The 21,755-nt window shown below is 41.2% G+C and carries 20 protein-coding genes; 1 reads left to right on the plus strand and 19 read right to left on the minus strand.

Annotated features, from left to right (window positions below; translation table 11 throughout):
* From coaBC to PH210_RS01190, 6 genes are all read right to left on the minus strand, one after another.
* Positions 1-1,209: a bifunctional phosphopantothenoylcysteine decarboxylase/phosphopantothenate--cysteine ligase CoaBC gene (gene coaBC / locus PH210_RS01165; RefSeq protein ID WP_289982319.1), complete on the minus strand. Its 1,209-nt coding sequence runs from the start codon at positions 1,207-1,209 to the stop codon at positions 1-3.
* Between the two features lie 140 nt (positions 1,210-1,349).
* Positions 1,350-1,568: a DNA-directed RNA polymerase subunit omega gene (gene rpoZ, locus PH210_RS01170; RefSeq protein ID WP_289982320.1), complete on the minus strand. Its 219-nt coding sequence runs from the start codon at positions 1,566-1,568 to the stop codon at positions 1,350-1,352.
* 2 nt (positions 1,569-1,570) lie between these two features.
* Complete coding sequence (gmk, locus tag PH210_RS01175) at positions 1,571-2,185, minus strand: guanylate kinase (RefSeq protein WP_289982321.1); 615 nt, start codon at positions 2,183-2,185, stop codon at positions 1,571-1,573.
* Between the two features lie 11 nt (positions 2,186-2,196).
* Positions 2,197-2,460 carry an extracellular matrix/biofilm regulator RemA gene (remA, locus tag PH210_RS01180; RefSeq protein ID WP_223588583.1) on the minus strand — a complete coding sequence of 88 codons (264 nt, stop codon included), beginning with the start codon at positions 2,458-2,460 and terminating at the stop codon, positions 2,197-2,199.
* Positions 2,461-2,520: 60 nt separating this feature from the next.
* A complete protein-coding gene (locus PH210_RS01185) occupies positions 2,521-3,396 on the minus strand; it encodes a YicC/YloC family endoribonuclease (RefSeq protein ID WP_289982962.1) in 876 nt (291 codons plus the stop codon).
* A 100-nt stretch (positions 3,397-3,496) separates the two neighbouring features.
* Complete coding sequence (locus tag PH210_RS01190; protein ID WP_289982322.1) at positions 3,497-6,175, minus strand: calcium-translocating P-type ATPase, SERCA-type; 2,679 nt, start codon at positions 6,173-6,175, stop codon at positions 3,497-3,499.
* A 161-nt stretch (positions 6,176-6,336) separates the two neighbouring features.
* Between PH210_RS01190 and PH210_RS01195 the strand changes: the two genes are divergently transcribed.
* A complete protein-coding gene (locus tag PH210_RS01195) occupies positions 6,337-8,049 on the plus strand; it encodes an Rqc2 family fibronectin-binding protein (RefSeq protein WP_289982323.1) in 1,713 nt (570 codons plus the stop codon).
* A 31-nt stretch (positions 8,050-8,080) separates the two neighbouring features.
* Here the strand turns inward: PH210_RS01195 and pyrE are convergent, their stop codons facing one another.
* The 13 genes from pyrE to PH210_RS01260 all read right to left on the minus strand — a co-directional run bounded on the left by pyrE (position 8,081) and on the right by PH210_RS01260 (position 21,675).
* Positions 8,081-8,713, minus strand: coding sequence for an orotate phosphoribosyltransferase (gene pyrE, locus PH210_RS01200; protein WP_289982324.1), 633 nt, complete (start codon positions 8,711-8,713; stop codon positions 8,081-8,083).
* Positions 8,710-9,426: an orotidine-5'-phosphate decarboxylase gene (gene pyrF / locus PH210_RS01205; RefSeq protein WP_289982325.1), complete on the minus strand. Its 717-nt coding sequence runs from the start codon at positions 9,424-9,426 to the stop codon at positions 8,710-8,712. The genes pyrE and pyrF overlap by 4 nt, the downstream gene beginning before the upstream one ends.
* Positions 9,398-10,339, minus strand: coding sequence for a dihydroorotate dehydrogenase (locus tag PH210_RS01210; protein WP_289982326.1), 942 nt, complete (start codon positions 10,337-10,339; stop codon positions 9,398-9,400). The genes pyrF and PH210_RS01210 overlap by 29 nt, the downstream gene beginning before the upstream one ends.
* Positions 10,336-11,109: a dihydroorotate dehydrogenase electron transfer subunit gene (locus PH210_RS01215; RefSeq protein ID WP_289982327.1), complete on the minus strand. Its 774-nt coding sequence runs from the start codon at positions 11,107-11,109 to the stop codon at positions 10,336-10,338. Before PH210_RS01215 ends, PH210_RS01210 begins: the two co-directional genes overlap by 4 nt.
* Positions 11,106-14,312 (minus strand): carbamoyl-phosphate synthase large subunit, encoded by a 3,207-nt coding sequence (gene carB, locus PH210_RS01220; protein WP_289982328.1) that lies wholly within the window; start codon positions 14,310-14,312, stop codon positions 11,106-11,108. The genes PH210_RS01215 and carB overlap by 4 nt, the downstream gene beginning before the upstream one ends.
* Positions 14,291-15,397: a carbamoyl phosphate synthase small subunit gene (locus tag PH210_RS01225; RefSeq protein WP_289982329.1), complete on the minus strand. Its 1,107-nt coding sequence runs from the start codon at positions 15,395-15,397 to the stop codon at positions 14,291-14,293. Before PH210_RS01225 ends, carB begins: the two co-directional genes overlap by 22 nt.
* On the minus strand, positions 15,394-16,680 hold the full coding sequence (gene pyrC, locus PH210_RS01230; protein ID WP_289982330.1) for a dihydroorotase: 1,287 nt from the start codon (positions 16,678-16,680) through the stop codon (positions 15,394-15,396). The genes PH210_RS01225 and pyrC overlap by 4 nt, the downstream gene beginning before the upstream one ends.
* Positions 16,640-17,584: an aspartate carbamoyltransferase catalytic subunit gene (locus tag PH210_RS01235; protein WP_289982331.1), complete on the minus strand. Its 945-nt coding sequence runs from the start codon at positions 17,582-17,584 to the stop codon at positions 16,640-16,642. The genes pyrC and PH210_RS01235 overlap by 41 nt, the downstream gene beginning before the upstream one ends.
* Before the next feature lie 151 nt (positions 17,585-17,735).
* Positions 17,736-19,046: a solute carrier family 23 protein gene (locus PH210_RS01240; RefSeq protein WP_289982332.1), complete on the minus strand. Its 1,311-nt coding sequence runs from the start codon at positions 19,044-19,046 to the stop codon at positions 17,736-17,738.
* A gap of 158 nt (positions 19,047-19,204) precedes the next feature.
* On the minus strand, positions 19,205-19,747 hold the full coding sequence (gene pyrR / locus PH210_RS01245) for a bifunctional pyr operon transcriptional regulator/uracil phosphoribosyltransferase PyrR (RefSeq protein WP_289982333.1): 543 nt from the start codon (positions 19,745-19,747) through the stop codon (positions 19,205-19,207).
* A 182-nt stretch (positions 19,748-19,929) separates the two neighbouring features.
* On the minus strand, positions 19,930-20,841 hold the full coding sequence (locus tag PH210_RS01250; protein WP_289982334.1) for an RluA family pseudouridine synthase: 912 nt from the start codon (positions 20,839-20,841) through the stop codon (positions 19,930-19,932).
* Complete coding sequence (gene lspA / locus PH210_RS01255; protein WP_289982335.1) at positions 20,813-21,304, minus strand: signal peptidase II; 492 nt, start codon at positions 21,302-21,304, stop codon at positions 20,813-20,815. The genes PH210_RS01250 and lspA overlap by 29 nt, the downstream gene beginning before the upstream one ends.
* An 86-nt stretch (positions 21,305-21,390) precedes the next feature.
* On the minus strand, positions 21,391-21,675 hold the full coding sequence (locus PH210_RS01260) for a hypothetical protein (protein ID WP_289982336.1): 285 nt from the start codon (positions 21,673-21,675) through the stop codon (positions 21,391-21,393).
* Positions 21,676-21,755 lie beyond the last annotated feature (80 nt).

Consider the following 21,755-nt stretch of genomic DNA (forward strand, 5'->3'; position numbering starts at 1 on the left):
TCATTTCATATCCTTCAGAAGTGAAGTTGTTTCTTCAATAATTTTTTCAGCCACCGCTGTTTTTGACATCATTGGTAATGCTGAAACTGATCCATCACGTTTGAATAATGTAACAATATTGGTATCCGTTCCAAAACCAGCACCTTCTTTTTTTACATTATTGGCAACAATCATATCCGCATTTTTCGCAGCTAATTTCTTGCGTGCATATTCTTCAACGTTATCTGTTTCAGCAGCAAACCCAATCAGCAATTGATGTTTTTTCCTTTGGCCGAGTTCCAATAAAATATCTTTCGTTCTTTCTAATTCAATATTCGAGTCCCCAGGCTTCTTTTTCACTTTATAATCAAACGCGTTTTTAGGGCGATAGTCGGCAACGGCTGCTGTTTTAATTACGACGTCAGCTCGTTCATAAAAACTGAGAACAGCATCGTACATTTCTTCTGCACTTTCTACCCTCACCACATTTATTCCATGTGGTGCAGGAATTTGTACTGGACCTGATACCAAGATCACTTCGGCACCTTGCTTTTTGGCTTCTTCCGCAAGAGCATATCCCATTTTTCCACTGGAGTGGTTAGAAATAAAGCGGACAGGATCAATTTTCTCTCGTGTAGGTCCTGCCGTTACGATAACCGTCTTGCCCTTTAGCGGTTTTACTTCTTCGTTTGTAAAAAACGCTTGGACCAATTCAACAATTTTCTCCGGCTCCTCAAGACGCCCTTTTCCAATGTAGCCGCAGGCAAGATAGCCTTCACTCGGTTCAATAAATTGGTAGCCGAATTCTGCTAAAATCGATAGATTTTTTTTCACCGCCGGATGGTCATACATATGGACATTCATGGCAGGAGCAATCCAGACTGGTGCCGTTGCAGCAAGCAGGGTAGTTGTAATCATATTATCGGCAATACCACCTGCAAGTTTTGCAATCGTATTGGCTGTTGCTGGCGCAACAAGGATAAGATCGGCCCAGTCCGCAAGGTCAATATGGGCGATTACCTGCGGATTTTTTTCATCAAAGGTATCGGTGTAAACCTCATTTCGGGATAATGCCTGGAAGGTTAAGGGGGTAACAAATTTAGAAGCTGATTCGCTTAAAATCACTTTTACTTGCGCCCCTGCTTGCACTAGCTTACTGGTCAATGCCGCTGCCTTATAGACTGCAATACCTCCGCTTACACATAATAGTATTTTTTTATTATTTAGCATGTTTTAACCCCCACTTCAAATCCAACACAGTTCATCTCTTTCATTATGCTAGAATATAAGCCATTTTTCAAAATAAAAAAGGCTGACCGATAAGGTGTTAGCCCCTTCCAAAGTCACGCCTTCATTAAAGTCTTCTTTTTTTACTCAGCAGGAGTATCTGCTTTCTTCGCAATCCGATAAGTCAGCTCGCCGCTGTAAATTTCCTCCAGTGCTTTGCCAACATATTTATAAGAAACATACTTCGGTAATCTTTCATCTCTTACTTGGGACATCGCGCGGGCACGCTTCGCGGCAACCGATACAAGCGAGTATTTTGAATCAATTTTTTCAAGCAATGAATCAATAGAAGGATATAACATTTTTATTCAACCTCCAGTAATTTTTTATAGCGATATTCGACTCGTTCTCTGCGGCAATGTTCGGCTACAACAATAGCTTTAACCCGTTCACAAGCACGTTCGACTTGATCATTTTCAACGACATAATCGTATAATTCCATCATTTCAATTTCTTCGCGGGCAGAAAGCATCCGATTATGAATAATGTCTTCTGTTTCTGTTCCTCTTGTCACAATCCGGTTTTTTAACTCCGACAGGCTCGGAGGCATTAAGAAGATGAATAACCCTTCAGGAAATTTTTCACGGACCTGCCGTGCACCCTTAACTTCTATTTCTAAAAATACATCTTTTCCGGCATCCAAAGTTTCACGTACATAATCAACAGGAGTGCCATAATAATTCCCAACAAATTCGGCGTATTCCAATAACTTTCCTTGGTCAATTAATGCTTCAAATTCTTCTCTTGATTTGAAAAAATAATCTACCCCATCGATTTCACCAGTGCGCGGCTTTCGGGTTGTCATGGAAATAGAATACTCAAATGCCGTATCCGGATGTGAAAAAATCTCTTTGCGTACCGTTCCTTTACCAACCCCGGATGGCCCAGAAAGCACGATCAATAATCCTTTTTCCTTCATTAGCAAAAATCCTACCCTTCCTCAATTGATTCATCACGGTCCGTTAAGCGATGTGCAACCGTTTCAGGCTGTACGGCAGATAAAATGACATGGTCACTATCCATTACAATCACTGCTCGGGTACGTCTTCCGTATGTAGCGTCTATTAATGATCCCCGATCCCTGGCATCTTGAATGATTCTTTTTATAGGAGCAGATTCCGGGCTTACAATGGAAATAATTCGATTTGCCGATACAATATTTCCAAAACCAATATTAATTAACTTAATCGACATGGTAATCATCCAATCATCAATAATATATTTTGACCGTGTCAAACTGTTTCTAAACAAGGCCTATTCGATATTTTGAACCTGCTCTTTTAACTTCTCGAGTAAGCTTTTCATTTCAACCACCATTTTGGCAATATTTGAATCATTTGCCTTCGATCCAATTGTATTTGCTTCTCTATTCATCTCCTGGACGAGGAAATCCAGTTTTCTTCCGATGGGTTCCTGGTCGGTTAAGGCTTGCAAAAATTGCTGGTTATGGCTTTTTAATCTTGTAATTTCCTCATTAATATCAGCCTTATCGGCAAAAACAGCTACTTCTGTTAAAATCCTGGTTTCATCTAATTGTCCATTCACGAATTCCACCATTCTTTTTGTTAAGCGCTCTTTAAACGACTGAACAACAAGAGGTGCAAATTTCTGAAGTTCAAAAATAATTGATTCCAATTGGGAGATGATCGCAATTAAATCTTTTTTAATTTCTTCCCCTTCAGAAGTCCGCATTTGTTTCAGTAAAAGTACGGCTTCCTCCGTTGCGGCAAGGACTAAATTTTCTAATTCCTCATTCCCAGCTTCACTTTCTTCAATATGTAAAAGATCCGAACGATTTAGCAAATCCTGAAGTGTCACAGTACCTTCAATTCCATATTTTCTATGTGCTTCGTTGATAAATTGATAATATTCTTCAATTAGCTTCCAATCAACATGGAGTTTCCTGGTTACAGCACCTTCGCCCTCTAAACTTACATAAACTTCTACTCTTCCACGGCGAATATGCTGATTAAGTTTCTTCTTGATTTTATCTTCTATTTTTAAAAGCTGTCTTGGCATGCGAATATTCATTTCACAAAATCGGTGATTTACCGTTTTTACCTCAACGTTCACTGAGAAAGAACCTGAACCAGCCTTCCCTCTTCCAAAGCCTGTCATACTTATAACCATCATTTGCACATCCAATCTTTGAAAAATGATCGGTTCTAAAAACTAAAATAAACACAAAAGGTAATAGAGGGTTCTATTACCTTTTGGATTATAACATACTTTATTTTGTTTTTCTTAACAAAAATGATCCAGCTAGTAAAAAAGTTGGTATTGATGATAACCCGACAATCAACAGCCAGTCTTTTGCCGCGATCGGCAGCGTATGGAATATTGGCTGTAATGGCGGATAGTAAATGACCACAATCATGAGGGCAAGAGAAGATATGACTGCCCATACTAAATACGGATTTCCAAACGGGTTTCTTGATAGCACTGATTTTTCACTGCGGCAATCAAAGACATGGATTAGCTGTGCCATAACAAGTGTTGCAAAGGCCACCGTTTGTGCATATTTCAATTGACTTGGATCATTATGATAAACAACGATAAAGGCAAGTAAGGTCACAAGTCCAATCAGAAATCCTCGGGAAACAACCTTCCAACCTAGACCACGCGAAAAGACCCCTTCATTCGGGCTCCGCGGCCTCCGTTTCATCACATTTTCTTCCGGACGGTCAAGACCTAGCGCCATGGCTGGCAATCCATCCGTCACCAAATTTACCCAAAGAATTTGAATAGGTACTAACGGCAGGGGCAGTGCTAAGATCATCGCAAACAACATAACTAATATTTCTCCGACATTGGAGGCAAGCAGATAGCGGACAAACTTTCGAATATTTTCATAAATATTGCGGCCTTCTTTAATGGCTGCTTTAATTGTTGCAAAATTATCGTCCAATAAGACAAGGGCCGAAGCTTCCTTCGCTACATCTGTTCCGGTAATTCCCATGGCCACTCCAATGTCTGCTGCTTTGATAGCAGGAGCATCATTTACCCCGTCACCTGTCATGGCAACAATATGCCCTCTATTTTGCAAGGCTTTGACAATTTTCAATTTATGTTCTGGTGAAACTCTGGCAAAGACTGATACATCATCGACGATTTCCTCGAGCTCCTCAACGGACATATCAGACAATGCTTTCCCATCAAGAACCTTACTTTTCTGCGTTAGAATTCCTAACTGTGAGGCAATCGCTTTTGCTGTGATGACATGGTCACCGGTAATCATCACCGTTTTAATTCCAGCTTCTTTACATTCTTTTACGGCTGCTTTAACCTCAGGCCTTGGCGGATCAATCATTCCCTGTACGCCTATAAAAGTTAATTTTTTCTCAGCTTCTTTTTCACTTAAGATAAGTGTATTAGCTGAAACCGGTTTAAAGGCAATGGCGATTGTCCGCAGTGCCTGTGAGGCAAGTCCATTAATCGCATCCTGAACCTTCACTTGCGTTTCTTTGTTTAAATATTGAGTCCGTTCATCCCAAAGAATGGATTCACTTATTCCTAAAATGACATCAGGTGCTCCCTTCGTGACGATGAAGTGCCGCCCTTGTTTGTCCTTTACGTGAATACTCATCATTTTTCTGGCCGAATCAAATGGAAATTCATTAATAATGGTAAATTCATCTAATAACTTCTTTCTAGCAAAGCCTGCCTTCATTGCACTTACAAGCAATGCTCCTTCGGTTGGATCCCCGTCGAGAATGTAATCATCATCCTTCATTACTAAATCGGAATGATTGCAGAGCATCCCGAATATCAACATTTGCTGCAAGGCTCTCTCATCTTTTGGCTGAACAGTTCGATCATTCCGATAAAAATTCCCTTGCGGCTTATAGCCCACTCCATCTACTGTCCAAGTATTTCCCCCGCTCCATAAATGGGTAACCGTCATTTTGTTTTGCGTCATGGTACCCGTTTTATCAGAACAAATAACCGAAGCACAGCCGAGCGTTTCGACCGCCGGCAGCTTCCGGACAATGGCATTTTTCTTTATCATTTTTTGCACACCAAGAGATAAGGCCACCGTCACAATCGCCGGCAATCCTTCCGGTATAGCCGCAACAGCCAAGGATACTCCAGCTAAAAACATCGTGTAAAGATCATGTCCCTGGATTACACCGACCGCCACAACCAACACGGTCAAAGCTAGAGCGACTGTTATTAATATTTTTCCAAGCTGTTCCAAACGGCGTTGAAGTGGTGTTTCTTGTGATTCCGCACTCTGTAGTAAATCTGCAATTTGTCCCATTGCCGTTTTCATCCCTGTGGCAATGACGACCCCGACGCCGCTTCCCCTTGTAATCATCGTTCCCATGAAGGCAATATTCTCCATATCACCAATACCTGGGTTAGGATTCGTTAAACACTCTATATGCTTTGAAACAGGCACTGACTCACCAGTAAGGGCGGATTCTTCAATTTCTAAACTTCTTGATTCTATGATTCGTACATCGGCGCCAATTCGATCACCGCTTGAGAATTTTAAAATATCGCCGCTGACAATTTCTTTCGAAGGTAATTTAATCCACTGTCCGTCCCTAAGGACAGAAACCTGCGGCGCGGATAATTCCTTTAATGCCTCTAGCGATTTTTCAGCCCGCCTTTCTTGGAAAAATCCAAGAAACCCATTTATGATCACGATCGCTATAATAGCAATGGCGTCAATATACTCTCCTAACAAGCCGGAAATCAAGGTCGCTGCCAGCAGAACTAAAACCATAAAGTCTTTAAATTGACTAAAAAATAAGAGTAAAGCGGATTGCTTTTCTCCTTCGTCCAATTCATTTTGTCCGTATTCTGCGATTCTCCTTTTTGCTTCTTCCTGTGATAATCCAGTTGAAAAGTCGGTTTCTAAGGCCTTTTCTACTTGTTCTATCTCCATCTCATGGAACTTCATCCGACCATCTCACTTCCCCCTTGTATAACATGTCTAAAGAAAGCTTATTCAGGGTCGTCCAAAAAAATGCTATCATTAACATTCTTACAAGGGGAAAATAGGACAGTTTTTATTGAAGTAGGATATAATTAAACATATGTTTGAAGAAAAGGATGTTTTCCATGTCATTTGATGGTCTATTTACAAAAGCAATGGTCGATGAACTTTCCCGTTCATTAAAGGGCGGACGTATAAATAAAGTTCACCAGCCCTATAAAAATGAAGTCATTTTAACAATTAGGGCAAACGGGGTAAATCAAAAGCTGTTATTATCAGCTCATCCCAGTTATGCCCGGGTGCAGTTAACGAATGAGGGATACGAAAATCCGAGTGAGCCGCCAATGTTCTGTATGCTGCTTCGAAAGCATATTGAGGGCTATATATTGGAGGATTTATATCAAGTTGAAAATGACCGGATGATTATTTTCGAAATTAAAGGAAGAAATGAAATTGGCGATATCAGCTATAAGCAGCTCATTATTGAAATCATGGGCAGACATAGCAATATCGTATTAGTGGATAAAACACGCAAGGTTATTCTTGATAGCATTAAACATATTTCTTTTGCCGTTAACAGTCACAGAGCGATTATGCCGGGCCAGCCATATATTTTCCCGCCAGAACAAAACAAATCTAATCCTTTTTTTGTTACGGAAGAGGATGTTTTAAAGAAAATTGATTTTAATAGCGGGAAACTGGATCGGCAGCTGGTCGAGCATTTTGCCGGCACTTCTCCGCTGTTTGCAAAGGAAGTCATTTTTCAAAGCGGTCTCGCGAATCGAACGACACTTCCTCGGACTTTTGTTGGTTTGGTTAAGAAAATTAAGCAAGGTGAGCTATCTCCATCTATCATGTCTTCAGGTGGCAAGGAAGCTTTTTATTTATTTCCGCTTGGTCATTTAAAAGGAGAGGTAAAAAGCTTTGAAACACTTAGTGAAATGCTCGATCGCTTTTATTTTGGCAAGGCAGAGCGAGACCGGGTTAAGCAGCAAGGAAATGATATTGAACGGTTCATTATCAATGAAAAAGAAAAAAATGAAAAGAAAATCGAAAAGTTGGAGAATACATTAAAGGAAGCCGAAAAGGCAGAGCAACTTCAGCGTTATGGTGAGCTATTAACGGCTAACCTTTATGCCGCAAAAAAGGGCATGAAAGAAATAGAAGTTCTCAATTATTACGATGAATTGGGAGGAACGATTGCCATTCCTCTTGATCCTCGTAAAACTCCATCAGAAAATGCGCAAAAATATTTTTCTAGATACCAAAAAGCTAAAAATTCGGTTGCTGTTGTGATGGAACAAATTGAGAAGGCGCAGCTTGAAGTGGAATATTTTGATAATTTATTGCAACAGGTAGTGTCTGCGTCACCGAAGGATATTCAAGAAATTCGTGAGGAACTTGTCGAGGGCGGTTATATCCGCGAACGTCAAAAAAGGAATGGGAAAAAGATCCAAAACGCCAAGCCGGTCCTAGACCACTTTTTATCAACAGATGGGACCGATATTATCGTCGGAAAAAACAATAAACAAAATGATTATTTAACCAATAAACTTGCAGCGAGAGATGAAATTTGGCTCCATACCAAGGATATTCCTGGTTCACATGTAGTCATTCGAAGTAAGGAACCATCGGAGGAAACCATTCTTGAGGCCGCCAATTTATCTGCTTACTTTAGCAAGGCGCGAAACTCCAGTTCGGTACCTGTGGACTATACAAAGGTTCGCCATGTTAAAAAACCGAGCGGAGCCAAACCCGGATTTGTGATTTATGATAATCAGCAGACCGTTTATGTTACTCCGAATGAGGAACTTGTGCTTAAATTGAAGAAAAATTAGTAAAGCCCCGGGGGTCCGGGGCTTCTTTAGTTTATTCCCACTTCTTGCTCCATTCACCTGGATCCTTGCTCCAAGAAAGCAGACTTTCTTGATCATTTTGACCAATATACCCATTATCAATAGCCGACTCCACCAATGCGGCAAAATTAGTTAAAGAAAAACTCGTAATTCCTTCCTGTTCAAAAGCCTCTTTTCCTTTATCCAGCCCATATGTAAAGATGGATACGACACCAAGTACTTCACAGCCAGCCTCTCTTAATGCCTGAACAGCTGTGATCACACTTCCGCCAGTTGAAATTAAATCTTCCACCACGATCACTTTTTGGCCTTGCTCCACTTTACCTTCGATCTGATTTCCTTTCCCGTGCCCCTTTGCTTTTGAGCGGACATAGCACATAGGCAAATCCATTAACTCACTCACCCAGGCTGCATGAGGAATACCAGCCGTGGCAGTCCCGGCAATTACATCCACTGTACCAAAGTGTTCATCGATTAGCTTTTGTAAGCCGCTGGCAATTTCCCGACGAACCGCAGGAAAAGATAATGTCAAGCGATTATCACAATAAATCGGAGAACGAAGACCAGAGGTCCACGTAAAAGGATCTTGCGGCCTTAACGCAACCGCGCTTATTTCTAATAATTTTTCAGCAATTAAGTGTTTCATTGATGTACTCCTCTCCATGCTTTCATCCAATCATTATAGCTTTTCAACGGATCGGCGGACCTTGTTATCGAACGGCCGACTACTATCGCACTAACTCCTGTAATTCTTGCAAATGCAGGGGTAGCAACCCTTTTTTGATCCCCAACATGATCCGTCTCCATTCGAATTCCAGGGGTGACAGTTAAAAAGTCAGATCCTAATTGTTCTCGAATCCCGTGAGCCTCCCAGGCTGAACACACGACACCATCTAAACCAGCAGTTTTTGTTAACGAAGCATAGTGAAGAACGGAATCATTTAAGGTAACAGGAATCAGCTGTTCCTTATTCATTTGTTCTTCAGATGTGCTTGTAAGCTGCGTAACAGCGATACATTTTGGACGGTTCCGCCCGGCAGCAGTTCCAGCCTCTAGGCCTTCAAGTGCTGCCTCCATCATTTCTTTTCCGCCAGCCGCATGAACATTAACAAGATCACATTCCAATCTCGCAAGCCCCTTCATGGCACTTTTCACTGTGTTTGGAATATCGTGAAGCTTTAAATCAAGAAAAATCTGATGTCCCTGCTCTTTTAACATATGAATGATGGAAGGACCTTCCTGATAAAATAGCTCCATGCCCACTTTTACAAAAAGCTGCTTACCCGAAAATGGCTGTAAAAACCTGCTTACTTCTGCTCCGTCAGCAAAATCAAGCGCGATGATAAGCGAGTTGTTCATGCTGCTTCCAGCTCCTTCCTGTGCATTCGCTGATATGTTCAAAACCTAATTTTTCTAATAAAATCGGCAATTCTTCAATAATCGTCGGACAAACAAATGGATCCACAAAATTAGCTGTTCCCACGGCTACTGCACTTGCCCCTGCATAAAAGAATTCAATCACGTCTTCTGCAGACTGAATACCGCCCATTCCGATGATCGGAATATTTACTGCTTGACTGACTTCGTAAATCATCCGTATCGCAACCGGTTTAATCGCTGGGCCGGATAATCCGCCCGTCCGGTTGGCCAGTATCGGTTTCCCTGTTTTTATATCAAGGCGCATGCCAACGAGCGTGTTTATCATCGTCAAGCCATCAGCACCGCCATCTTCAACAGCCTTTGCCATTTCAACGATATTTGTGACATTCGGCGATAGTTTCACATAAACAGGAACTTCAGAAACTTCTTTAACCTTTCTTGTCAATTGCTTTGCAACCTCTGGAATCGTTCCAAAGGCGATACCGCCGGTTTTAACGTTTGGACAAGAGATGTTAAGCTCAAGAGCATGTACGTTTGGTGCTTTAGATATTTCTTTTGCCACTTGTACATAATCTTCTTCTAAAGATCCAGCAACATTCGCAATAATTGGTACATCATATTGCGAAAGCCATGGAAGTTCCTCGGACATGACTTTGTGTAAGCCAGGGTTTTGCAGGCCGATGGCATTTAACATTCCAGCACGTGTCTCCGCCACACGCGGTGTAGGATTGCCAAACCTAGGTTCTACGGTTGTTGCCTTAATCATAATCGCTCCAAGCTCACTCAAATTATAAAATTGGCTGTACTCTCTGCCAAATCCGAAACATCCGGAAGCCGGCATGATTGGATTCTTTAAATTTAAGCCCGGTAACGAAAGCGTTAAACTACTCATATCAGCACCTCCCCAGCACGGAAAACAGGCCCATCACTGCAAACTTTTTTATAAGAAACTCCAGATGGGTCTCCTGCACTTTTACACACACATGCAAAGCATGCACCCACACCGCAGCCCATCCGTTCCTCTAAGGATAAAAATACTTTTTTATCCTGATAAGCCTGTTCGATCGCTCTAAGCATTGGAGTAGGCCCGCATGTATAAATACAATCAAAACTTAAGGCCTTCATAACATCTGTTACAAAACCTTTTGTCCCATAAGATCCGTCGACCGTTGCAATGTAGGTTTCACCATTTTTCATAAATTCTTTTTCGTAAAAAACAGCAGACTTTGTTTGAAATCCTAGTACATGAATGACCTTGACACCCTTAGCCGTCAATTGATTGGAAAGTTCATAGAGCGGCGGTACACCGATTCCTCCACCGACGAGGAGAGCGGTATCCCCGGTGCTCACTTCCTCAACAGGAAACCCATTTCCTAAAGGACCAAGAATATCTACTTCCATTCCCGCTTCCATTTTCGCAAGCAGGGAAGTTCCCTGTCCCTCTTTGCGGTAAATCATCGTAAATTCTTCGTTCGATTTATCATAAGAAGAAATGCTAATCGGCCTCCTTAGAAGAGGGTCCCAGGAATTTGAGACCCGAAGATGAACGAATTGTCCAGGTTCTTGTATGTCATGGGTGAAGCTTGCTTTTACAGTAAGCTCGAAAATATCTTCTGCAATTTCGTGATGCGCGACGATTTTGCACAATTCTTTACGGATCATGCAAAAACCGCCTCCTTTTCCGGAGCTTTCATCGCTTCAGCAGAAAAGTTCATTGATTCAATCACTTTTAAAATGGCATCTGCTGTATCCAATGAAGTTAAACATGGCACCCCATTTTCGACTGCTTCACGGCGAATTCGGAATCCATCACTTTCCGGCTGTTTGCCTTTTGTTAATGTATTGATGATAAACTGAGCCTCGCCTCTATGGATGACATCCAATAAGGTAGCACCTTCTGAGCCGATTTTACCGACAACTTTTACCGGAAGGCCCGCAGCTTCTAAGACAGATGCGGTTCCGCTCGTCGCCATTAAACGGTATCCGATGGCGGCAAATCTTTTCGCAAGCTTTAAGCTTTCCGCTTTATCCTTATCAGCAACTGTGAATAACACTGTTCCAAACTTGTGAATGTTCATTCCTGATGCAACTAAGCCTTTGTATAATGCTTTTTCAAGGGTATTATCCTTACCCATAACTTCACCAGTCGATTTCATTTCAGGTCCAAGGCTGATATCAACACTTTTCAGTTTGGCGAAGGAGAATACCGGTACTTTGACAAACACGCCATCCTTTTCAGGAATTAAGCCTGCCCTGTATCCTTGATCCAGTATAGAAACTCCCAAAATTGCTTTTGTTGCAATTTTTGCCATAGGAACATTGGTTATTTTACTTAAGAATGGAACAGTCCGGCTTGAACGCGGATTAACTTCAAGAACATAAACTTGGTTATCAGATATAACGTATTGAATGTTTAATAGTCCGACAATATTTAAGCCAATCGCTAATTTCTCTGTGTATTCTACTAGCTTTTGTTTAATTTCCGCTGTTAAGGTTTGCGGTGGATATACTGCAATGGAATCCCCTGAGTGAACCCCCGCGCGTTCAATATGTTCCATAATTCCTGGAATCAACACATTCTTGCCATCGCAAATCGCATCGACTTCGATTTCTTTACCAGTTAAATATCGGTCGATTAAGACTGGATGTTCTGGATTAATTTTCACGGCGTTCTCCATATAACGGAGCAGTTCATTTTCTTCGTAGACAATTTCCATTGCCCGGCCGCCTAACACATATGATGGACGAATAAGAACCGGATAGCCGATTTCCTCCGCAATCAAACGTGCTTCCTCAACTGATAAAGCCGTTTTCCCAAGAGGCTGCGGAACATTTAATTGTTGCAAAGCATATTCAAATTTATCTCTATCCTCTGCACGATCTAAATCCTCAAGGCTGGTTCCCAAAATTTTCACGCCATTTTCAGCTAGCTTTCCAGCTAGATTAATAGCAGTCTGCCCGCCAAACTGCACGACCACTCCAATTGGCTTTTCCAGGTCAATGATGTGCATAACATCCTCAATGGTCAGCGGTTCAAAGTAAAGCTTATCTGAGATACTGAAATCTGTTGAAACAGTTTCTGGATTATTGTTGATAATAATTGCTTCATATCCAGCTTCTTTAATCGCTTTGACAGAGTGAACAGTTGCATAATCAAACTCAATCCCCTGACCTATGCGGATTGGACCAGAACCAAGGACAACCACACTTTGTCTGTCGGTAACGATGGACTCATTTTCTTCCTCATATGTTCCATAGTAATATGGCGTTTCTGATTCAAATTCAGCTGCACATGTATCAACCATTTTATAGACAGGAATAATTTGATTGTTTTTTCTAAAGGTGTAAAGTTCTGTCTCCTTCATTCCCCATAGTTCTGCAATCTTTTGATCCGTAAATCCCTTTTGCTTTGCTTCCAATAAGATTTCAGCGTTTAAAGGATTTTCTAACAATGTTTCTTCTAGTTTAATAATTCCTTCTAGCTTTTTAAGGAAAAATAAATCTATTTTACTCCATTCGTGAATCGTCTCAATTGAGGTTCCCCTTTTTAAGCTTTCAGCAATGTAGAAGAGTCTTTCATCCCCAGCCTTACGAATTCGCTTTTCGACAAGCTCATCTGTGAATTCATCGGCACCATTCAATTCAAAGTGATGGACACCTGCCTCAAGTGAGCGGATTGCTTTTAATAATGACTCTTCAAAATTACGGCCAATCGCCATGACTTCGCCCGTTGCTTTCATTTGTGTCCCAAGTGAGCGATTTCCGGATTCAAATTTATCAAATGGCCATCTCGGAATTTTTGTCACAATGTAATCCAAGGCTGGTTCAAAGCTTGCGTAAGTTTTTCCGGTTACAGGGTTCTTCATTTCATCAAGTGTAAGTCCAACAGCAATCTTTGCTGCAAGCTTCGCAATAGGATAGCCTGTTGCCTTTGATGCAAGAGCTGATGAACGGCTTACACGTGGATTCACTTCGATAATAAAGTAATTAAAGCTATTTGGGTCCAGTGCAAGCTGTACGTTACAGCCGCCCTCAATTTTCAACGCGCGAATAATTTTCAAAGAGACATTTCTTAATAATTGGTATTCTCGATCACTTAATGTTTGACTTGGAGCGACAACAATTGAGTCACCGGTATGAACCCCAACTGGATCAATATTTTCCATATTACAAACAACAATTGCACTATCATTAGCATCGCGCATGACCTCATATTCAATTTCCTTGAAGCCGGCAATACTTTTCTCCAGCAAACATTGTTGAACAGGACTGTTCTTTAAACCGCTCGTCACGATTTCTTCTAGTTCCTCTTGATTGTGGCAAATACCGCCGCCCGTTCCGCCAAGGGTAAAGGCAGGACGGACAATTACCGGGAACCCAACCTTTTCTACGAAGATTTTTGCTTCCTCTAATTCATGGATGATTTCACTATCAGGTACCGGCTCCCCTAATTCATTCATTAAATCGCGGAATAATTCGCGGTCCTCAGCTTGTTTGATTGCTGACAGCTTCGTTCCAAGAATCTCAACGCCGCATTCTTCCAAAACGCCGGAATTTGCTAATTCCACAGCTAAGTTAAGTCCTGTTTGCCCGCCAAGAGTGGCTAACAGGGCATCAGGACGTTCTTTTCGGATGATTTTGCTGACAAACTCCAGTGTTAAAGGCTCGATGTAAACAGCGTCTGCCATTTCTGTGTCTGTCATAATGGTTGCTGGATTTGAATTGATAAGAATGACACGGTAGCCTTCTTCTTTCAAAGCCATACATGCTTGTGCGCCCGCATAGTCGAACTCTGCTGCCTGCCCGATGACAATTGGTCCTGATCCGATTACTAAAATGGAGTTTATATCTGTACGTTTTGGCATGCTGCTGTTCCCTCCTGTTTTTCCGATTCAATCATGTTTAGAAACTGTTCAAATAAGCCGTTTGCATCCTCTGGTCCAGGGGATGCCTCAGGGTGATATTGCACTGTGAAGGCCGGATAATCTAAATGCTTTAAGCCTTCAATCGTATCATCATTTAATGCAATATGAGTAACCGCAAGCCTAGTATTGTTAATCGATTTACTATCAACCGTATACCCGTGGTTTTGGGAGGTTATTGATACTTTCCCAGTTGAAAGTTCTTTTACTGGATGATTGGAACCACGGTGGCCGAACTTCATTTTAACGGTATCTGCACCGCAGGCAAGAGCAAAGAGTTGATGACCAAGGCAGATGCCGAAAAGCGGAACTTTTCCAAGCACTTCTTTAATCATCTGAATGCCTTCTGGAACATCCTTTGGATCCCCAGGTCCATTTGAAAGCATGATTCCGTCCGGACGAAGCTGAAGAATTTCATCAGCCGTTGTATGGTACGGAACAACAACAACATCACAGCCCCGTAAATTCAGTTCTCTTAAAATCCCGTGTTTCATCCCAAAATCAACAAGAACAATTCTTTTGCCTCTTCCTGGGCTCGGATAGGCATTTTTAGTGGAAACTCTTCTTACTTGGTCTATAGGCAGGCGCGTTTGTCTTAATTTCCTCAACACTTCCTCCGCATCGTTTTCAATGCTGCAAATGGCTCCTTTTAATGTTCCATACTGGCGGATAATCCTCGCTAATTTTCGTGTATCAATACCGGCAATGCCAGGAATTTTTTTAATTTTAAAATACTCGTCGAGGGTAAATTCACTTCTCCAGTTAGAAGGGAAATCTGCGGCTTCTTTGACAATAAATCCTTTAACGGCAGGATTAATTGATTCAAAATCATCACGGTTAATGCCGTAATTTCCGATTAAAGGATATGTCAGCATGACAATTTGTCCGCAGTAGGATGGGTCAGATAGAATTTCTTGATAACCAGTCATACCCGTGTTAAAGACCACTTCACCAAAGGTGTCCATATGGCTTCCAAAACCTTCTCCGATAAAAATCGTTCCATCTTCTAAAATTAGCTGTGCTTTCATGCTGTTACACATCCTTTTTCCCAAACTATTTTTCCTGCTGCAATCGTTAATTCTGGCCAGCCTTTACATTTCCAGCCGCCAAATGGAGTGTTTTTCCCTTTGGATAAAAACTCATCTGGATTTATTTCGCGCTCTTCATTTAAGTTTAATAAAACGATATCTGCTGACGCCCCAACCTCAATTTTTCCATATGGTAGTGCAAAGGTTTCAGCCGGCTTTTGCGTCATATAACCGATAAGCTGCTCAAGTGAGATGATATTTTTTAGCACAAAGTTCGTATATAGAAGTGGGAAGGCTGTTTCTAATCCGACAATTCCAAAAGGCGCTAATTCCATCCCTTCACTTTTTTCTTCCTGTGTATGTGGTGCATGATCGGTTGCAATAAAATCAAGCGTTCCATCCAATAGTCCTTCGAGTAAGGCCAACTTGTCTTTTTCATCCCTTAATGGTGGGTTCATTTTATAATTGGCATCAAGCCCTGGAATATCATCTTGAGTTAATAATAAATGGTGCGGCGTCACTTCCGCCGTTACCTTAATGCCAGCACGTTTTGCGTCCCTAATCACACGGACTGATTCTTTCGTACTGACATGGCATACATGGTAATGACAGCCTGCTGCCTCAGCGAGAAGTACGTCTCTTGCAATTTGTACTGACTCACAAATGGAAGGAATGCCATTTAAGCCATTTCTTTTCGAAAAGCTGCCTTCGTGTACACAGCCTTTGTTGATGAGTGAATTTTCTTCACAGTGGGCAACAATCGCCATATTTAAATTAGCAGCTTTTTGCATGGCTTCAAGCATCATACTGGCCGTTTGGACCCCTACACCGTCATCGGTAAAGGCAAAAGCACCAGCGTTTTTTAGCCCCTCGAAGTCTGTCAGTTCCTGTCCTAGCAATCTAGTAGTGATAGAGGCATATGGTAAAACCCTGACATTAGCCGTTTCTTGAATTCTCTTTTGCACGTCCGCCATAATATTTACATTATCAGGCACAGGTCTGGTATTTGGCATAGCTGCTACCGTAGTGAAACCGCCTTTTGCTGCGGCAAGCGTTCCGGTTGCGATGGTTTCCTTTTTCTCGCCGCCTGGCTCGCGAAGATGAACATGGAGATCGATAAATCCAGGGGATACCAGAAGTCCTTCTGCATCCACTTTACGATCCACGTTTTCTTCTATTTTTTTCTCGATTTTTGTAATAATCCCATTTTCTATTAAAATATCAGATTGTTTATTTTCGCCATTAGATGCTATGTAGCTGGCGTTCTGAATAAGTATTTTCATTAGTATATCCTCCATTCATACTTTCGATTGATCTTTTTAACACTGCCATTCTGACAAAAACGCCGTTTTCCATTTGCTTAAAAATTCTTGAACGCTCACATTCTATTAGACTATCAGCAATTTCCACGTTTCTGTTTACCGGTGCAGGATGCATGATAATGCTTTGTGGTTTCATTTTCTTTTCCCGCTCAAGGGTAAGGCCAAATTTTTGATGATATTCAGAGGAAGTATAGCTTCCCTTTTTCTGGTGACGTTCATGCTGGACACGCAGGAGCATTACAACATCTGCCTCCTGAATGGCCTGATCAATCGGAATAAATCTGGACGCATGAAGGCTATGATTATCAAACCATTCTTCTGGACCCGAGAAAACAACTTCTGCTCCCAGCCTTGTTAAGGTGTCAGCATTGGAACGTGCCACCCTGCTATGCCGAATGTCACCGATGATGGCTATTTTTAACCCTGTAAAACTTCCGTATTCTTGATAGATGGTTAGCAGATCCAAAAGGGATTGTGTCGGGTGGTGCCCGCAGCCATCGCCGCCATTAATAATCGGTACATTCACTTTTCCAACAAGTTCGTCAAAATAACGATCTTGGCTATGCCGAATCACAATTGTATTTACTCCGATGGATTCGAGCGTTTTAACTGTATCGTATAACGTTTCTCCCTTTTGCACACTTGAGGTTTGCACTTCAAATGGGATAACACTTAATCCTAATTTTCTTTCAGCCAGCTCAAAGCTGCATTTCGTTCTTGTGCTATTTTCAAAGAATAAGTTGGCTGAAAATAATTGACCGTCCGGGCGCCATTCCATGCCATCTGCAAACCGCTGTGCATCGTTTAAGATTTGATAAATCTCTTCCACCTTTAATTCGTTCGTGGTAAGTAAATGATTTAGCAACTCGTTCCCCACCTTTTCCTATTTTTGCCAAAAAACACCCTGACCAGGATGATCAGGGTGCATTATATCCACACTTAATCCGCATTAAGATGCGGTTCAAGTGATAACACCCTTATAAGCCTCGCTGGACTTCTTTTAAAAGGTTTTCTTGTTATGCAATTTTCTTCTTTTCATTCATTTGTTCTACTTCAAACATATTTTCTTCTGCAGGCTGTCTTCCAGGAAGAATGAGGTTTAATAGCACCCCAATGATGGCCGCTAAAGCCATACCTTGAATTTGGACATTAAATGGCAGTTTGACAATTGCTCCACCGATTCCAATTACCAAAATGACTGATGAAATGACTAAATTGCGTTTATCACCAAAATCGATTTTACTGTCGACTAACATTCTTAAACCTGATGAAGCAATGATTCCAAACAACAGGATTGAAACTCCACCCATAACAGGTGTTGGAATCGTTTGGATTAAGGCTGTTACTTTCCCAATAAATCCGAAGATAATAGCTAGTACAGCAGCGCCAGCGATGACATACACACTGTAAACCCGCGTGATGGCCAAGACACCGATATTCTCACCATAGGTTGTTTTTGGCGGACCGCCAATTAGAGCCGAAATTATTGTTGCAGTTCCATCCCCTAGAATCGAACGATGTAAACCAGGTTCTTTAATATAATCACGGCCTACAACTTTGCTTAGTACAAGCTGGTGGCCAATATGCTCAGAAAGTGTAACAACGGCTACTGGAATCATTAATGCGGCTAGATCCCATGTAAATTTCACTTTGTAGCTTACAAATGGAATAATGAATTCCGGCATTTGGAACCAATTTGCTTTCAATACAGGACTGAAATCAACAATCCCGACGAATAATGCGTAGATATAACCAACCACAATCCCACCTAAGATAGGAATGATGCTTAACATTTTTTTTGCGTAGATAGAGAAGATAATTGTTGCTGCTAAGGTAACAAGCGCTACCGAGAAATGAAGCATGCTGTATTTACCAGACGGGTTATTCATTGCCATTCCAACAGCTGTACCTGATAGGGCTAAACCAATTACCACAATAACGGGACCTACCACGATTGGCGGGAGCAGATTCATAATCCAGCGATGTCCTGCTTTGCTAATGACAAGCGCTACAATCCCATAAACTAGACCTGCTATAAAAGTTCCAACCATCGCTGCGCCAGGACCACCTGAAGCTTTTGCAGCAATTACTGGAGTGATAAAGGCAAACGATGATCCGAGATATGCAGGAACTTGAAATTTTGTAATTAGGAGAAATGCCAGTGTTCCAAGTCCACTTGAAATTAACGCAATAGCTGGGCTTAATCCAACAAGGTATGGTACAAGAATTGTCGCACCAAACATCGCGAACAAATGCTGAATGCTTAAAGTCAGCCACTGGGATGGTTTTGGAAATTCTTTTACGTCTAAGATTGGTTTATTGTTCATATGGATTTCCCCCATTTTTCTTTATTCTGTGATACTTCTTAATAAAAAAACCCTCTAAGTCCATGGCAAGACAAAGAGGGTATGGAAAAGCCGTAAAATAATCCCGGCCTTTTCCCCTTTGTCAGCCTCACAGGACTGCATTTAAAAGGGCAAGCTATTTATTTGTCATATATGCTGACTTGATCAATCTGGTCCACTTCAACAAGTTCGACTACGATTTTTTCTTCACTGGATGTTGGGATGTTTTTTCCAACATAATCAGCACGAATCGGAAGTTCCCGATGCCCCCGGTCGACTAATACCGCAAGCTGAATGGCTGAAGGCCGCCCTATATCCATTAAGGCATCAAGTCCTGAGCGGACCGTACGTCCTGTATATAAAACATCATCAACTAGAATGACTTTTTTATCACTTATGCTGACTGGAATATCAGATCCTTTAACTAACGGCTCTTGATTTTCCGTTTTCTTCGATAAATCGTCACGATATAGGGTAATATCAATTTCCCCAACTGGAATCGGACTCCCCTCGATTTCTTCGATTCTTGAAGCAAGCCGCTTGGCCAAGTAAATGCCTCTTGTTCGGATGCCAACAAGAATGCACTCTTCAATCCCTTTATTTTTTTCAATGATTTGATGGGCAATCCTTGTTAATGCACGGCCAATTGCCTGTTCATCTAAAACAAGAGCTTTCTGATTCATACGACACCTGCTTTTTATAAAATAAAAACCTCTCACCGATTTGGGCGAGAGGTTAACGAGTCATTTCATCTAATAAGGGTATAGATTTCCCCCTCACTAGTAACCGTTCCTTCTCAGCCTCACGGGACTGAATTTAAAGGCTTATTAAGCTATAGTTATCTTACAATAATACTAAAATAATGTCAACGATTATTTCGAAGCTGGTCAAGCAGCCTTTCAAAATCTTCAGGAAGTGCTGCTTCAAACTCTAAATATTCATTTGTTCTAGGATGTATAAAGCCAAGCACTCCGGCATGCAGCGCCTGTCCCCCAATATCAAGCGTTTTCTTCGGTCCATACTTAGGATCCCCTGCAAGCGGGTAGCCGATATATTTCATATGAACGCGAATTTGGTGGGTTCTCCCCGTTTCTAATTGACACTCAACAAAGGTAAAATCCTTAAAGCGCTCAATCACATGAAAATGCGTAACAGCATGCTTCCCATTATCAACCACTGCCATACTTTGTCTGTCCTTTGTGTCCCTGCCCAGCGGGGCATCAACGGTTCCAAAATCATGTGGAATAACACCATGAACAATTGCTTTATATTTACGAGTTACAGTTTTCTCAACCAATTGATTGACGAGACTTTCATGAGCCATATCGTTTTTGGCGACCATTAAAAGTCCGGAAGTGTCTTTATCAATCCGGTGAACAATCCCCGGTCTTAACACCCCATTAATACCGGATAAATCTTTACAATGCGCCATTAGACCATTCACCAATGTCCCCGTCATATGTCCCGGTGCGGGGTGAACAACCATACCTCTAGGCTTATTTACTACCAGAACATCCTTGTCCTCGTAATAAATTTCCAGGTCTAGCTCTTCCGGAATAACATCTAATTCTTCTGGATCAGGAATGGTGATTTCAATTTCATCCTTCAGTGCACATTTATAATTTGTTTTCACTTTTTGTCCATTCACTAAGACATTTCCATCTTTAATCCATTGCTGAACTTGTGTTCTTGACCATTCTTCATCGAGACTCGAGATGACTTTATCAATTCGATCCCCTTTTTCCTCTTCAAGAATGGTGTGTTCCATTTTCTCCATAAGACTTCTCCTTCGATTCCTTCTCTTCTCGAAGCATTTGAATCATTAATAAAATAACTCCTATTACTAATGCTGAATCAGCAATATTGAAGACAGGAAAATTATAGCTAAAAATATATGTGTGGATAAAATCGACAACTTCTTTTCGAATTAATCGATCAAGAAAGTTACCAATAGCACCACCAAGCATAAAAGCAAGTGAAACTCCCAATAGCCATTTACCTTTAGCAGCTTTGTAAAGATAATACATAATGCCAGCAATAACAAGAATCGTTATTACATAAAAAAGCCACATTTGACCTTGCAGAATCCCCCATGCCGCTCCGCGATTGCGGTGGGATGTAATGTACAAAATATTATCAATGATTGGAATGCTTTCACCTAAGTACATATTTTTTACAATTAACCATTTCGTAAATTGGTCCAAAATAATTACAAAAAAAGCGATTAAGTAATAAAACACTAAGATCCCCCACATTTCGCCTAGACTTATCCTTAGCATTTTAGCATACTTAATCGTAAAACGACAATGTAACATCATAAAAATGACTAATGAATCGTTTTTTTACAAAATATCTCTAGTAACTCTGAATCTTTTACGGTCTTTAAGGTAGGAACCATTTTTAACAAATCATCCGGTATAAATTCCCCAGAAATTTCGCATTGACCAAAATTTCCATCCTTTAGCTTCTGAATCGCACAATTAATATCAGCCAATTCTTGTTCAAAAATGTTTGTCAACCAATCTTTTTTTTGTTTGTTTTTTAATGAAATTTCAATTTCTTCTTTCGTTTGACGGAGTTCCAAAAACAGCTGTTCCTGCGTTGCATTCATAGTTGTTACCTCCGTTTTGTCATTTGTAATATTATTTCCTCAAGCTCTTTTCTGACACGGTCAAACATTTGTCACAAACA

The sequence above is a fragment of the Paenibacillus sp. BSR1-1 genome (assembly GCF_030403775.1).
Taxonomy (GTDB): domain Bacteria; phylum Bacillota; class Bacilli; order Bacillales; family Cytobacillaceae; genus Neobacillus.